At 36.6% G+C, this 14,401-nt stretch carries 15 protein-coding genes and 1 tRNA gene; 6 read left to right on the top strand and 10 right to left on the bottom strand.

The genetic code is table 11. The annotated features are described in order from the left end of the window. Positions 1–2: 2 nt before the first annotated feature. Positions 3–353, top strand: coding sequence for a hypothetical protein (locus tag ACJJVU_RS10865; RefSeq protein WP_405225246.1), 351 nt, complete (start codon positions 3–5; stop codon positions 351–353). A gap of 133 nt (positions 354–486) precedes the next feature. Here the strand turns inward: ACJJVU_RS10865 and ACJJVU_RS10860 are convergent. The 7 genes from ACJJVU_RS10860 to ACJJVU_RS10830 form a co-directional block, all read right to left on the bottom strand. Further along, positions 487–562 (bottom strand) — tRNA-His (locus tag ACJJVU_RS10860). A 150-nt stretch (positions 563–712) separates the two neighbouring features. After that, positions 713–1,786 (bottom strand): M28 family metallopeptidase, encoded by a 1,074-nt coding sequence (locus ACJJVU_RS10855; RefSeq protein WP_405225243.1) that lies wholly within the window; start codon positions 1,784–1,786, stop codon positions 713–715. A gap of 189 nt (positions 1,787–1,975) precedes the next feature. Then, the gene (gene dnaN / locus ACJJVU_RS10850) at positions 1,976–3,094 is read right to left on the bottom strand and encodes a DNA polymerase III subunit beta (RefSeq protein ID WP_108878628.1); all 1,119 of its coding nucleotides are present in this window, start codon (positions 3,092–3,094) and stop codon (positions 1,976–1,978) included. Positions 3,095–3,212: 118 nt separating this feature from the next. After that, the gene (gene gldG, locus ACJJVU_RS10845) at positions 3,213–4,907 is read right to left on the bottom strand and encodes a gliding motility-associated ABC transporter substrate-binding protein GldG (protein WP_405225240.1); all 1,695 of its coding nucleotides are present in this window, start codon (positions 4,905–4,907) and stop codon (positions 3,213–3,215) included. Beyond that, positions 4,904–5,641, bottom strand: a complete 738-nt coding sequence (gene gldF / locus ACJJVU_RS10840; RefSeq protein WP_405225237.1) for a gliding motility-associated ABC transporter permease subunit GldF — start codon at positions 5,639–5,641, stop codon at positions 4,904–4,906. Before gldF ends, gldG begins: the two co-directional genes overlap by 4 nt. Positions 5,642–5,695: 54 nt before the next feature. Continuing rightward, the gene (locus tag ACJJVU_RS10835) at positions 5,696–6,364 is read right to left on the bottom strand and encodes a vancomycin high temperature exclusion protein (protein ID WP_405225234.1); all 669 of its coding nucleotides are present in this window, start codon (positions 6,362–6,364) and stop codon (positions 5,696–5,698) included. Then, entirely contained in the window at positions 6,364–6,759 is a 396-nt protein-coding gene (locus ACJJVU_RS10830; protein ID WP_339844914.1) for an acyl-CoA thioesterase, read from the bottom strand. The genes ACJJVU_RS10835 and ACJJVU_RS10830 overlap by 1 nt, the downstream gene beginning before the upstream one ends. 90 nt (positions 6,760–6,849) lie before the next feature. Between ACJJVU_RS10830 and ACJJVU_RS10825 the strand changes: the two genes are divergently transcribed. The 4 genes from ACJJVU_RS10825 (at position 6,850) to fsa (ending at position 9,745) form a co-directional block, all read left to right on the top strand. Beyond that, positions 6,850–7,482 (top strand): NAD(P)H-dependent oxidoreductase, encoded by a 633-nt coding sequence (locus ACJJVU_RS10825; protein ID WP_405227507.1) that lies wholly within the window; start codon positions 6,850–6,852, stop codon positions 7,480–7,482. Positions 7,483–7,579: 97 nt separating this feature from the next. Further along, positions 7,580–8,026, top strand: a complete 447-nt coding sequence (locus ACJJVU_RS10820) for a thioredoxin family protein (RefSeq protein WP_405225231.1) — start codon at positions 7,580–7,582, stop codon at positions 8,024–8,026. A gap of 177 nt (positions 8,027–8,203) precedes the next feature. Further along, positions 8,204–9,007 (top strand): SDR family oxidoreductase, encoded by an 804-nt coding sequence (locus tag ACJJVU_RS10815; RefSeq protein ID WP_339844910.1) that lies wholly within the window; start codon positions 8,204–8,206, stop codon positions 9,005–9,007. An 81-nt stretch (positions 9,008–9,088) separates the two neighbouring features. Further along, positions 9,089–9,745 carry a fructose-6-phosphate aldolase gene (gene fsa / locus ACJJVU_RS10810; protein WP_108878635.1) on the top strand — a complete coding sequence of 219 codons (657 nt, stop codon included), beginning with the start codon at positions 9,089–9,091 and terminating at the stop codon, positions 9,743–9,745. Positions 9,746–9,819: 74 nt separating this feature from the next. Here fsa and ACJJVU_RS10805 read toward each other — a convergent pair whose 3' ends face one another. After that, positions 9,820–11,223, bottom strand: a complete 1,404-nt coding sequence (locus ACJJVU_RS10805; protein WP_298324452.1) for a thioredoxin-like domain-containing protein — start codon at positions 11,221–11,223, stop codon at positions 9,820–9,822. A 164-nt stretch (positions 11,224–11,387) separates the two neighbouring features. On the opposite strand from ACJJVU_RS10805, the gene ACJJVU_RS10800 reads away from it, so the two are divergent. Further along, complete coding sequence (locus ACJJVU_RS10800; RefSeq protein WP_108878637.1) at positions 11,388–13,007, top strand: ABC-F family ATP-binding cassette domain-containing protein; 1,620 nt, start codon at positions 11,388–11,390, stop codon at positions 13,005–13,007. Positions 13,008–13,009: 2 nt separating this feature from the next. Here ACJJVU_RS10800 and ACJJVU_RS10795 read toward each other — a convergent pair whose 3' ends face one another. Further along, a complete protein-coding gene (locus ACJJVU_RS10795; protein WP_405225225.1) occupies positions 13,010–13,534 on the bottom strand; it encodes a putative signal transducing protein in 525 nt (174 codons plus the stop codon). 17 nt (positions 13,535–13,551) lie between these two features. After that, positions 13,552–14,274, bottom strand: coding sequence for a hypothetical protein (locus ACJJVU_RS10790; RefSeq protein ID WP_339844902.1), 723 nt, complete (start codon positions 14,272–14,274; stop codon positions 13,552–13,554). Positions 14,275–14,401: the final 127 nt, after the last annotated feature.

Raw genomic sequence — 14,401 nt, 5'->3', positions numbered from 1 at the left:
TGATGATACAGCGGGTATTGATTGTTGGCTTTGTAATGTTTGGAGTTGTAGCCATAGGGCAGACGTCTTCGTTTCATTTAGATAGTATACCTACCTCGATACCTTTCAAACACGTGCCAAATGTATCTAGCTTAGATGCTCTTGAGAAGTTACCTTCTCAACTGCTTAAGAGATATGATATGTCAGGAGATCTCATTGTTGATGAAAAGTTTGCATCTAGTAAACAGAAAGCTTATACCATGAGTGTTTATCCTGTTAAATCAAATGACGAGATGAAAGTCGTTATCCCAGATACCATCACGAAGCAATACTTAAGAATATATGGAGTAAATAAGACTGCATTAAACAAATAGGGAATAAATATTCTGAGTTATAAAAAAGCCACCTGCGGGTGGCTTTTTTGTGGTTATTGCTTTAAGTTAAGCTATAAGTTGTCAACTAATGCGCATAAAAAAAGTCTTCAGATTTCTCTGAAGACTTGAATAAGGGTGGAAGACCGGGTTCGAACCGGCGACCTCTGGTACCACAAACCAGCGCTCTAACCAACTGAGCTACAACCACCATTTTAATTGCGAGTGCAAAGATAATTAATATTAGAAGATGTGCAACTTTTTCTAATAAAAAAAGGAGTGAAATTTTCCACTCCTTTTTCAAAGTGTTGATTATTAGGTGAATTTACTTAAATAAAACACATAATAATTTTTAAAATAATTTATTCTTCTTTCTCCGCTTTGTCTACTACAGGTCTATCCTTACGATTTGCAAGTTCCCAAGCAGTTGCAAAAACTAGTTTTGTGCGCTTTTCAAGTAAAGGGTAGTTAATCTTATCTGGTGTATCACCTATCTTGTGATAATCTTCATGTGTTCCATTAAAGTAAAAAATGATAGGTACATTCTTTTTTGCAAAGTTGTAGTGATCTGAGCGGTAATAAAAACGGTTAGGCTCATTTTCTACGTTATAGCGGTAATCAAGATTAATATCAAAATACTTTGCATTTACCGCAGATGATACATTGTGTAAATCTGTACTTAATTTATCTGACCCTATTAAATAAACGTAGTTATTGTCTTCTAAGTGTGCGTCATCATTACGACCTATCATATCGATGTTAAGGTCTGCGATTGTATTTGCTAGTGGGTATACTGGGTTTTCAGAGTAGAATCTAGACCCGTATAAGCCTTTCTCTTCTCCTGTAACATGTAAAAAGAGGATAGAGCGCTTAGGTCCTTTTCCGTCTTTTACAGCTTGTTTAAAAGCTTCTGCAATCTCAAGTAAAGCTACAGTACCAGATCCATCATCATCTGCTCCGTTAAAGACATTACCGTTTGAGTCCATTCCTACATGGTCCAGGTGTGCAGAGAGTACAAGTACTTCATTAGGTTTTTCTGATCCTTCTATAAATGCTAGTATGTTTTCTGAGTCGTTAAGATCACTTCCTTTTCTAAAAAAAGTTTTTGGTACAATCTGGTAATAATCTCCATTATTTCCTGGAGCCACTTCTAGTTGTTTGTAATAGTTTACAAGATATGCAGCCGCTTTCTTTTGCCCTGGATCTCCAGTGTTACGACCTTCAAAATCATCACCGGCAAAAACGTAAAGCATTTCTTGCAGCTCATTTGCAGTAATAGTATTGGTGTATTTACGTACGTCATTCTCATTACTTTCAAGAGAAGTGACATCTATAAGTACAGGTTCTGAAGGAGCAGCAGGTGCTACTACTTTTTTTGATTCGTTACAAGAAAGGGCAATGAGTCCCAATCCTATTAGGGCAAAATATTTTTTCATTTATAAGGAATTGTTTATTCTGATAAAAGTACTGAATTCAATTGGATAAAATATGAGATAGCGTAGTGTGTTTTTTTGCTTTCGCGAAAGCGTAACTACCCAATATATCTTATGCAACTTTAAAAAAAGAGCACAAAAAAAAGTCACTCTATTGCTAGAATGACCTCGTTATTATTAAGATATTAAATCTTAGTTGTTAAGCATTACTGGCATTACGAGCATTGTAACTTGCTCTCCTTCATCTAGTCCATCTACTGGAGTAAGGATACCTGCTCTATTAGGTAGTGACATTTCTAGTGAAACATCATTTGCATTCATATTATTAAGCATCTCTGTTAAGAAACGAGAGTTGAAGCCTATTTGCATATCATCACCTTGATAATCACAAGTAAGACGCTCTTCTGCTTTGTTACTGTAATCGATATCTTCTGCAGAAATATTAAGCTCTGCTCCAGCGATTTTTAAACGAATCTGGTGTGTAGTTTTATTTGAGAAAATAGAAACACGACGTACAGAGTTTAAAAACTGATTACGATCTATAGTAAGTCTGTTTGGATTCTCTTTTGGGATTACCGCTTCATAATTAGGGTATTTACCATCAATAAGACGACATACAAGCTCCACATTATCAAATGTAAACTTTGCATTACTCTCATTATACTCTACAGCGATTTCATCGTCAGAAGTAGAAAGTATTCCCTTAAGTAAGTTAAGTGGTTTCTTAGGCATGATAAATTCCGCCGCTTGAGAAGCCACAACGTCTGTGCGACCATACTTTACAAGCTTGTGAGCATCTGTTGCTACAAACGTAAGTCCATCTGTACCAAACTGAAAAAATACACCACTCATTACTGGGCGTAAATCATCATTTCCTGTAGCAAAAATAGTATTGCTTATTGCGGTAGCTAGTACACTTCCAGGTATTTTTACAACACTAGGATCTTCTAGTGATACCGCATTAGGAAACTCTGCTCCATCTGCATATGCTAGTGCATATTTACCATGGTTAGAGCTTATCTCTACCGTATTATTCTCGTGCTGTGTAAACGTTAGTGGTTGCTCTGGAAACGTCTTAAGCGTGTCAAGAAGTAAACGAGCTGGTAACGCAATCGCACCATTATCACTAGACTCCACATCTAATTTTGATGTCATCGTAGTTTCTAGATCTGATGCAGAAACTGTAAGCGTATTTCCGTCTAGTTCAAAAAGGAAATTATCGAGTATAGGTAAGGTGTTGCTGTTGTTTATCACACCACCCAATACTTGTAATTGTTTAAGGAGGTATGTACTAGAGACTATAAATTTCATAGAAAGTTAGGTTTTGCAATACAATAAAATGGTACTGAAAGTGACGCAATTTATGCTCCACTCACTACTTACAAATATATTTTAAATGCGACGGCTTTTATAATTAACTTATCAACATCTATCGTGCGTAACGACGTTTCCTAATTGCGTTGTAGATGAGACCAAAGATAAGCAAAATAGCCAGCGGAAGCCCAATAGTCAAGACTTGCCACGTGGTCATACTTTGTGCTGTCTTTTTCATATCAAGAAAAGGAAGCGCAATTTCTTTACTGCGTATGTTAATAAGCCCAGTGTCATCAAGGAGATAGTTAATCGCATTGAGCAAAAACTCCTTATTTCCATAGCTGGTTCTTGTATAATAATCAAATCCTAATTCTAGTGGTTGCCCGCGTGCATCAAGACTATTTGAGATTATATCACCATCGGCTATGAGAATAAGCTTAGGATTTTTTTGTGCGCTTTCGCGAAAATTACTTTTATCACTTCCATCTGGTAATACTCTATTAGTAAAAGCCGAATTAAACGAGCCTTCTAGAAGAACGGCAAGTGGTTGCTGTCCGCTTTGAAAATCGCTTTCTAAAGGTTCAATATCTACCTGGCCGAGAGAGATTTCTCGTGGCGTACTTTCTATTTTTGTATAAATACTAGACTGCAATAAGACTGTTTTATTAACGCCTCTATTGTTGTCTAATAAAGTGATAGGATTTGCATAATTGAAAAGAACAGGCTTTTCAATATTAGTATTTATGGGATGCGTATTCATACTAGGTACTTGTGGTCTATACAACCATGGTAGCTGTATGTACTGAGCATCACTTCCATCACCAGATGCAACGCTAAGTGGGGCAGAGTAGAGGTCTACTACTAAGGATGGGTCTACTCTAATTCCATATTTGAACAGTTGGTCATCTAGATTAATATCTCTAGGGAAAGCAATAGTTTTACCTTGATCATTGCGAAGACTATCATCTTCCATGGCTACAGCATCTAGCATCCAAAGGCTGTTACCACCGTTCATGATATATTGATCAATCACATACTTCTGCTTATCTGTAAATGCTTCTGTGGGCTTTGCAATAACTACTAGATCAAAGGTGTTTTGTAAAGCTTTGAGCGCTTTATCTGGATCTTGATTTGCAAATTCCATCGGGAAAGGTGCAATATTGTAGGTATCACCTAGCTTACGAAACATATCTGCAATATTTGCATCTGGTAGCTCTCCATTATCTCTCAATACAGCAATACGCTTAGACTTAGCATTAAGAGTGCTGTGTAAACTTTCGGCAAAGACGTATTCAAGGTTTTGGATGGAGGCATATACGAGTTGCTCTGGAGAAGCGCCTACTACATTCTTTACAAGTCCTACCGGTACTGCCTTGTCATTGAAATTTATAGTAGCCCAAGGAAAAATAGTTTGCGTGGTTTCTTTTCCGTTCTCTTTTACTTTGAGAGGGATGGTAGTCATCCCAAATTCATTGAATTGTCCCGCAACTTCAGCTACATTTTCTCCATCTTCTACTGGGTTTGAAAATTCGAACCTAATGTTATCATTATAGGCTTGCATTTCCTCTAGCAGGTAACGCGTCTCGTTTTGAAGTTTTTTAAACTCCGCTGGAAAATTTCCTTCTAGAAAAACATCAATAATAAGCGGACTGTCTATTTGATCTAATAAATCAAGCGTAGGATCACTTAAACTGTAGCGTTGATCTTGTGTTAGGTCATAGCGCTTGTGAACTAGCGAACCTATAATGTTAATTATAAATAGGCCGATAATTACAAGAAGAAGTGATAGTATGTATTTTAAATTTTTCACGAAAGTGTACTCCTTTTATGCAGTTTCATCATCGTAATAATGATAAAGAATGCGGTTACACTAATAAAGTAAATGAGATCTCTAGTATCTACCACACCGCGGCTTATGCTGGTATAATGCGATTGTATACCCATTGAATTAATGAAATCTCTCACGCTGCTTGTTGTACTAAATGCTGCTATGCCTTCTAGTCCAAAATATAAAAAGAAGCTTAAGAACACGGCGATTATAAAAGCTATGATTTGATTATCTGTAAGGCTTGAGGCAAATATGCCTATTGCCGTAAATGTTGCAGCTAGAAGCATTAGTCCTATATAACTGCCTATGGTTACTCCTACATCAAGGTTTCCCACGGGATTACCCAGTTGGTAAATTGCGACTACATAAATAAGGGTGGGTATGATAGCAAGCATGATAAGAGCAAATGCTCCTAAAAATTTTCCTAGTGTTAACTGGAGTTTAGAGATAGGTTTTGTGAGTAGAAGTTCTAAGGTGCCTACTTTTTGTTCTTCACTAAAACTGCGCATGGTAATCGCAGGAATAAGAAATATAAAAATCCAAGGTGCAATCTGGAAGAACGGTGCGAGATCTGCAAATCCAGTCTCTGTGATATTAAAAGGCCCTTGAAAAACCCATAGAAATAAACCGGTAACTACGATAAATAACCCAATAACCAGATACCCAATTGCCGAGGAAAAAAATGAGGATATTTCTTTTTTAAGTATAGCGAACAAAGTGGTTTGTTTTAAAAGTAAATGTACTGTAGTTTTTAATTTTTTAGAAATTATTTATTGAGGATAGCTTGACTGTGGCGGTCCATTAATTGGGATTTTTGCACCTAAGTACGTAGGTTCTTTATTTATAGTCAACTCCAGAAAAGCTTTTACATTTGCTAGTAATTCTCTGCGCTTATTTGCGCTTTCTCTCTGGTAGGTACGTTTGTCACCCACAAATCCATAGTACGTAAGGCCTAATTTATTGGCGATATATAATGCTCGTGGCAAGTGAAATTCTTGAGTAACTACGATAGCTTCTTTTACATTAAATACTGAACTTGCTCTATACATACTATCATAGGTATCAAAGCCGGCATAATCTAGAAAGATGTCATCCTCTGGAACACCTTTGTCCATAAGGTATGCTTTCATTGCCCTAGGCTCATTATAAGAAGCAGTGCCGTTATCTCCAGAAAGTAGAAAACGTTTTACTTTGCCTTCATTATATAATTTGAGAGCACTTGCCACACGGTCTTCTAGCATCGTTGATAGATTGCCATTTGCTCTCACACTAGCACCTAGTACTATTGCTGTGTAGGCTTCTGGCACTTTTGAGCTACGAGTAAAAGTTTGATTCTTTGTACTTGATTCAATATGGTGAGAAAGTCCGAGCACTCCACAAATAAGGAGGATAATCCCAATGAGAGCAACGGCAATAAATTTCTTTAGATGTTTGAGCACTAAGCGTTATCTATTATTTTAATAGGTTTCTTTTCATCATTGATAGCAACAAAGGTAAATGTTCCAGCTACTGCGAGTTCGCGGTCATAATTGTACATATCTTCTTTATAAATCTCAACGCGTACTACGCAGCTTGTATTGCCTACTTTTTCAATACGAGCAATTAATTCTACAATAGTTCCTTGCGGAATGGCTTTAGTAAAGTCTATTTGGCTAGTAGATATGGTAACTACTTTCTTTCGGCTAAAGCGTGTGGCGCATATAAAAGCTGCTTCGTCCATCATATGCATTGCAGTCCCGCCAAAAAGCGTGTCGTAATGATTTGTAGTATTAGGAAACACCGCTTTAAAGATGCGAGTTACAGAATTTTCAATACGTTCTTCAAGAGTAATCATGCTTGTTTAATCATTTTATATAATTACTAGACAAAATATGTGCAGTACGTACTTCTAAGTGTATCTTTGCAAGGTCTTAAAATAGAACAAATGCCACAAGTAATAGAAGCTTTAAAATGGAGATATGCGACTAAAAAGTTTGACAGCACGCGCATACTTCCAGAATCGAAAATAGCGATTGTAAAAAACGCATTTAACCTCACTGCTACTAGCTTTGGGTTGCAGCCAGTACGATTAGTTGTAGTAAGTAATAAAGAGAAGCAAGAAGCTCTCGTTCCTTTATCAATGAACCAGCGACAAGTAGCAGATGCTTCACATGTGCTAATTTTCTGTATTGAAAAGCAGGTGGATGAACATTATGTAGAAAACTATTTTGATAACGTAAAAGAAATCAGAAACACGCCAGAGGAAATTATAAAGCCATTTAAGAATTACCTTCTTGATCATTTTAAAAGCGCTACAAATGCGGATAATGACTTGTGGGCTTCAAAACAAGCATATCTTGCTATGGGTAATTTGCTTACCGTTTGTGCGATTGAAGAAATAGATGCGTGCCCCATGGAAGGTTTTTCTCCAGAAGGATATGATGAGTTTTTTGATCTTGCTAATAAAGGATTGCAGTCTGTTTTAGTAATGCCTATAGGCTATAGAGCAGAAGATGATATGTTTTCTACTATGAAAAAAGTGCGCAAAACCTTGGACAATGCGGTCCTTGATTTGTAACTTTCCACAGAATATAGGGCTGTAACACAATATTGTGGCAGGATTCTTGTTATTTTCTAAAAGTTTATAACTTTGCAGTAGCCCTAATTTTAGTACAATGAAACATATAGCATTTTTATTATTCTTTATTTCGACAGTAACATTACAAGCTCAAGAAGCTAAATGGCATACTGATTTTGACAAAGCAAAAAAGGTAGCGCAGCGCCAGGGAAAGCCTATTATCATGTATTTTACAGGTAGTGATTGGTGTGGACCTTGCAAAATGCTTAAGAAAGATCTCTGGGAGACGGATGAGTTTATACAACAAGCAGATGATTTTGTGTTGCTTGAAGTAGATATCCCTTTTAGAGAAGATATCATTTCTCCAGAACAAAAGAAGAAGAATATGAAGCTTCAAGACAAATACAATAAGGATAAATCTTTTCCTACTGTACTCTTACTAGACTCAAATGGTAGAAGAAAGGATGAAGTTTCTGGATATAGTATGCTCAGAGATACAGCACCTTACTACGCATTTTTTAATAAAGCAAGACGTACCAGATAGTACAAGCTTTTACAATCATATATAAAACGTTCGGCATATGCTGAGCGTTTTTTTTTTACGCTTTCGCGAAAGCGTAACTCTCAAATTATCCATTAAAAAGATACTGCTAACAAAATCTCGCTTGTTCTAATTAACAATAAGCGAACTTCTTATCTTTGACCACCTTTAAATAGATTTATGTCAAAAGTAGTTTTAATCACTGGGGCTTCCTCAGGAATAGGTTTAGCCATTGCTCAGTATCTTGTAAACCAGTCGTATACTGTATATGGAACGAGCCGTAACCCAAAAAATAATATAGAAAAAGGAGTGCATATGGTTGCGCTAGATGTTACAAAACCAGCGACTATTGCGGCTGCTGTAACGTCTGTATTAGAAAAGGAAGGGAGATTAGACTACCTGATTAACAATGCTGGAATGGGGATTACTGGGCCTCTAGAGGAAACACCAGATGCCGAAATTAAAAGAGTCTTTGAGACTAATTATTTTGGCGCTCTAGAAGTAATAAAAGCTGTCTTGCCTACGATGCGTAAACAACGCAGCGGTATGGTAATTAATATTACTTCAATAGCAGGATATATGGGATTACCATATAGAGGTATTTACTCTGCGACCAAGGGTGCCTTGGGGATTACAACAGAGGCGTACCGTATGGAGCTTAAAGAATTTAATGTAAAGATGACTACGGTAGCTCCAGGTGACTTTGCAACTAATATTGCTGCAGGCCGTTACCATGCACCAGTGCTTGAAAACTCCCCATATAAGGAGAATTATAAGAATACACTTTCATTAATGGATGCGCATGTAGATGAAGGAATGGATACGATAATCATGGCAAAAGTGGTGAAACGCGTAATGGAGTCTAAAAACCCTAAAGTGCATTATCGCGTAGGATTCTTTATGCAGCGTTTTAGTATTGCGCTCAAGCGCATACTGCCAGATACATGGTATGAAAAACTACTTCTTAATCATTATAAGCTTTAGTTAACAAACAATTAAACACGCTCTTAGCTTCTGCACATCACTTTTAGCTACATTTGTGTAAAATCATAAAAAGAAAAGACTATGAAATTTTTTATAGATACAGCAAACCTTGACCAAATTAAAGAAGCACAAGATCTAGGAGTTCTTGATGGTGTTACTACAAATCCATCATTAATGGCCAAAGAAGGCATTACTGGACGTGAAAATATATTACAACATTACGTAGATATCTGTGAGATTGTAACAGGAGATGTAAGTGCAGAGGTAATTGCTACCACTTATGATGAGATGGTAAAAGAAGGGGAGGAGCTTGCTGCATTACACGAGCAAATCGTAGTAAAAGTACCTATGATTAAGGATGGTATTAAGGCGATAAAATATTTTTCTGATAAAGGAATACGTACAAACTGTACACTAGTATTCTCATGTGGACAAGCTTTACTAGCGGCTAAAGCTGGTGCAACATATGTTTCTCCATTTATAGGAAGACTAGATGATATCTCCACAGATGGATTAAATCTTATTGCAGAGATTCGTCACATTTATGATAACTATATGTTTGAAACTCAAATTCTAGCAGCATCTGTACGTCACACTATGCACGTAATAGATTGTGCAAAAATAGGAGCAGATGTAATGACGGGACCTTTATCATCTATAGAAGGATTATTAAAGCACCCACTTACAGATAGCGGTCTTGCAAAATTCTTAGCAGACTACGAGAAGGGTAATAACTAATCCTTGTTTCCCACCAATAAAAAACCCCTTTTACTGCAAAGTAAAAGGGGTTTTTTTATTTCTATAAGGGTTGGCTATTGATTTAAATAAGCCAGTAGTTCGTTTTCAAATTTAGAGTTGTGCAAGTTTGCGTGACTGTTTAAGATCTTCCCGTCTTTATCAAGCACAATGGTCTTGTTAATATCATTGAGCACAAGTTGTTTTCTGGCTTGCTCTGGTTTTGAAAGTCTATATTCTTTAGACTCATCAAAATCATTTTTCTTTAAGTGAAGCATCCATTTATTATGCTCTGTATTCACATTAATGGCTATAAAATTAAACTCAGGATACTTTACTTGCAACTCGCGAGCTTTAGCATGAGAATTGTCCATGTGAGCCATTCTCAAATAAGACCAGAAAAATAATACCGTAGGCTTTGTGATGCGACTTGATAAAGTATTCATTCCAGAATCTGCACCTACAATCATAACATCAGGAATCATATTTCCTGCTTGCATAGATTTATTATTGTCATATAACGCATCTACTAGTGCAACCGTTTCATCAGAAGTAGAGACTTCTTTTATTTCGTCAAAAAGCTTATCTACTTCGTCTAGATTATTGCTGTTTGCTATAAAAATACGTGACATTTGAGATAAAAGTCGCTCCTTAAGGTCTTTGTTATTGATAAGGCTATCTATGACTGCTATCTGGTGATGGTTGTGTATGTATGAAGTGCGATTATAATCGTTCTCCTTTCCATAACGAAGGTAGGTGAGGTTATTAATGTAAGAAGCAAGATATCTTCTAAAACTATATAATTCTTCAAGATTGGGATTGTTTACATCTATGCTTTCGCGAAAGCTATAAAAATCATTAGGTAAGCTATCAATGAAGGATAACTTGTCTTTCCCATAGTGAGCAAATGGATACCACTCTTTACGCTGGTAATTATCAAATTCTGTTACAGATGTTGCTATTTCAATAAATTCATCCGAATAATCCTTATCAAGCAAAAACTTATCTAGTTCCTCTTTATGAGTAATCGCCATAGAATCTAGCGTCTTCTGAAAGTTCTTTGGATTTTTTTGATATTTTTTCTTAATGCTTTCATTTTCACTCTCCCAATGCAAATACATGTCTAGTAAAAAAGTACTCTTTTCCGCCCCATATCCAGAAAAACTAAGTGACTCATCAAAATCTTTAGTGTTTACTCTCAATAATATACTGTCCCCTTCTTCTATATGAACAAGTTGATGTTCTCCATGTTCTAGTCTGTAAAGTCCTGGTTGAAAATTGTCAAATTTATATAGAAACCTATTTCTTCTATCTAGTGGAATACTATCAGTAACTACTTCTCCCTTACGTAGCAGCACATAACTCTGTACAGGGTTAATAATCTGCCCACCTAGATATGTCCCTTGAGATTTGTCATCTTCGTCAAAAACACAGCTAGTAAGGGTGGTGGATAGAATAACTAAGAGTAGGAGGTACTTCATAAAGGTCAATTTACACTAAAAAGGTAGCTTATATGGCTATTTCCAAAAGTAACTTTAATGACTTTTGCATGTTGTTAACATATCGTTAAAAGCATTTTGTGTTTGTTATGATTAAACTTTCTTTAATTATAGGTATTTTTGCACGCTCAAAATAGAAGTTTTTTATGTTATCAGTCTCTAATCTTTCAGTTCAATTTGGTAAGCGCGTTTTATTTGATGAAGTTAATACTTCATTTCTTAACGGTAACTGTTACGGCATCATAGGTGCAAACGGTGCAGGAAAGTCTACCTTTTTAAAAATACTTACAGGTCAACAAGATCCTACCTCTGGTCACGTGCATCTAGAGGCTGGAAAGCGTATGTCTGTACTAGAGCAAAACCACTATGCTTATGATGAGTATAATGTCCTTGAGACAGTGGTGATGGGTAACAAGCCTCTTTATGAAATCAAAGCAGAAATCGATGCACTGTATGCAGACTATACGGATGAAAATGCAGATCGTATCGGAGAGCTTCAAGTAAAATTTGAAGAAATGAATGGGTGGAATGCAGATAGTAATGCTGCAACCATGCTTTCTAACCTAGGAATCAAAGAAGAGCATCATTATACAATGATGGCAGATCTTGATGGTAAGCAACGTGTACGTGTGCTTATTGCACAAGCGCTTTTTGGAAATCCAGATGTGCTTATCATGGATGAGCCTACAAACGACCTGGATTATGAGACAATCTCTTGGTTAGAGAATTTCCTTGCAAACTATGACAACTGTGTGATTGTTGTATCGCATGACCGTCACTTCCTTGATGCTGTGTGTACACACATTTCAGATATTGATCACAATAAAATCACGCACTACAGTGGTAACTATACTTTCTGGTATGAGTCTTCTCAACTAGCAGCGAGACAACGTGCACAACAGAATAAAAAGTCTGAGGAGAAGAAAAAAGAACTTCAAGAATTTATTGCTCGTTTCTCTGCAAACGTTGCAAAATCTAAGCAGGCAACATCTCGTAAGAAGATGATTGATAAGCTAGATATAGAAGAGATTAGACCTTCTAGTCGTCGTTACCCTGGTATTATTTTCGATAGAGATCGTGAGGCTGGAGATCAGATTTTTAACTGTGCTGGTCTAACCGCTACTTTAGATGGTGAAGTCCTGTTTAAGGGAGTAGATATGAACTTAAATAAAGGAGATAAGGCAGTGTTATTCTCAAGAGATAGCCGTGCAACATCTGCTTTTTATGAGATTATCAATGGTAACCAGCAAGCAGATAGTGGGACTTTTGATTTTGGAGTGACTACTACACAATCTTACTTGCCACTAGATAATGCATCTTACTTTCAAGATGGAACGCTTAATCTTGTAGACTGGTTACGTCAGTATGCGCAAACAGAAGAAGAAAGAGAAGAAGTATTCTTAAGAGGTTTTCTTGGTAAAATGATTTTCTCTGGTGAGGAGGCGCTTAAAATGTCTAATGTCCTTTCAGGAGGGGAGAAGGTACGTTGCATGATTTCAAAAATGATGATGAAGCGTGCAAATATCCTTATGGTAGATGAACCTACTAACCACTTGGATCTAGAATCAATTACAGCGTTTAACAATGCACTTAAAAACTTTAAGGGCACTGTGATGCTTACAACGCATGATCATGAGTTTGCGAGCACGGTAGGTAACCGTGTGATAGAATTAACGCCTAAGGGTGTTATAGATCGCTACATGAACTTTGATGAGTACATGAGCGACAAGAGCATAAAAGAACAACGTATGGCGATGTATGAGTAAGGCTAAGCCTTACTCTTGTTCATAAAGTGTGTAATGAGCATATAGCTACAAAAAACAATGAGGCCTCCACTTAGCACAATGCGCAAAGTAGGAAGCTCTTCACCTTGAAGTAACGGTGAGAGTCTCCAGATGGAGAGTCCTAAGAAAAATACATATAAGAGAAGACGGCCAGAAGATAATTCTGGCTTTTTCTTTTCTGGTGCTGGTCTTGTGATTCTATTGATTGTTACTTTCGGCGCTTCTTGTTGCGATAGATTGTTTAATTCCTCGTCAGATAGTGCGTTGTTTGAAAAGTCTTCAAGAGCAATTTCTACAATATGTTTTGCTTTTACCAGATACTCTTTATCAACAAGCAATCTAGATTGATCAGGAGAGCCTAGGGCATAGCCTGCCAGCTTTGCACTCTCGTTATCATCTCTCACTATACTAGGAATGTCTGTTTCCTCTAGAATGGCCTGTAATCTTTTTATTTCTATGATAGACCCAGTGTGGATTTTTTCATAACGAGAGTCTGGAAGTATGCTCATATATAATATTGGTAAGTTTATCTTGTTTTGTCGTATTTACTATTCCATATCGCTTTGTTGAAGTTCTTACCTAATGCAAATGCATAGAAAAGAACTACCGCTCCGATGGACTTAAACATAAAGAAAAATACCATAATATCTTGACCAAAATCTTGATTCTTTGTAAAAAGACCGTCTGGTGTTAAAAGCGTGGCGATTAAACTAATAAGTACAGTCGTGACTATTAGGTTCTCAACAGACTTAAATGACCATGCCCATTGCTTTCTAAAAGGATTGAGATCATTACCCCACTGGTGTATCAAATAGTAATAACCATTACCCATAGGAGCAAATAATAATGGGTCATCTGCTTTTTCTAGCACAAACATTTTTGAAGGTGCAATGATTTTAAAACCATCAAGCTCCGTGTGATGCGTATTTTCTAGGTACTTAATATTATCTAGTACTTCTTGAGGATATTTTCCTTTAAAGTATTTGGTATCGAGAAAACGCAGTCTATAGTCTACGCATATTTTCTCTATTTGTTTAATGTGGAAGATTTTTGAGGTTTCGAGTAAGTCAAAGTCAAACTCATTATAACCTGCCTCAGAAGCTCCATTTAGGGTTTTGAGGATTCCGCTTTCGCGAAAGCGGTCTTGATCAAAAACCTGTTGTACTTGTGCTAGGATATCTTGTTCTTGCTCACTTTTACTGCGCTCACGAAGTAACTTTTCGTGAATGTTGGTTCTGGATAATAGCATCTTTTTTTCTTTTAAAGATACAATACAAATGCGATAATGTCAATGGGAATAATTGATACTAGGTGATTTATGTATTAATTAAACAAAATAGTTAAGAAAATATGAGCCAAAAAAAAGCTCTTAGATA

Source organism: Dokdonia sp. Asnod1-B02, from assembly GCF_045063955.1.
GTDB lineage: Bacteria > Bacteroidota > Bacteroidia > Flavobacteriales > Flavobacteriaceae > Dokdonia.
Note: the sequence above shows the minus strand (reverse complement) of the source record. Positions and strands in the feature narration are given on the sequence as shown.